The organism is Bartonella capreoli (genome assembly GCF_902813205.1).
Taxonomy (GTDB): Bacteria; Pseudomonadota; Alphaproteobacteria; order Rhizobiales; family Rhizobiaceae; genus Bartonella; species Bartonella schoenbuchensis.
In genome coordinates this window covers 1-708 of the sequence record NZ_CADDZX010000076.1, presented here as the reverse complement: position 1 = coordinate 708, position 708 = coordinate 1, and the positions used below count along the sequence as shown (strand labels likewise).

Annotated in this window: 1 pseudogene; it reads left to right on the top strand. The window is 41.8% G+C overall.

The features are described 5' to 3' along the window. Positions 1–708 (top strand): annotated as a pseudogene (locus J7R05_RS07385) (NAD-glutamate dehydrogenase domain-containing protein); the annotation flags it as partial.

Below are 708 nucleotides of genomic sequence, written 5' to 3'. Positions count from 1 at the left end.
GGTGATTTTTTCGAATCCTATCCTCTCTTCTTAGAAAGCACTCTCATCCGCGTTCATTATATCATCCACCGCAAAGGGAGCGAAAGCGCCCCTGTCGTTGAGCGCACAGTGCTTGAACAAAATGTTCGTTCCATAGCACGCAGCTGGGAAGACAGCGTTCAAACCATAGCTATTACCCGCAAAGCAACAGACCAACAAATGCGTTTAGCTAGCCAATTTCCCAACAGCTATCGTGATTTATTCTCAGCTGAAGATGCAATTGAAGACGCCGGAAATATTTTAAGTCTTCATGATAAAAAACCGCTTTTTGTTACTTTTTATCAAGCACACAACAAAGAAAAACGAAACATTTCTCTTCGGCTCTTTCACCGCCATGAAGCACTTGCTCTTTCCAAACGCGTACCAGTCCTTGAAAATATGGGATTTCGGGTCATTGCCGAACAAACGCTTGAATTACCAGATAGTAACGGACATTCTGTGTATCTGCATGATATGCAATTAGAAAGTGCTTTCCAACTCTGTATCGATTTCAACAAAAATGGTCAAAAACATGCCGAAACATTCGAAGCTATTTGGTCTCAAAATGCTGATAATGATGCCTTCAATGCCTTAACTCAAACAGCTGAGCTTAATTGGCGTGAAATTGTTATTTTGCGTCATTATGGACGCTATCTTCAACAGGCTGGAATTCCCTATTCACAAGACCGC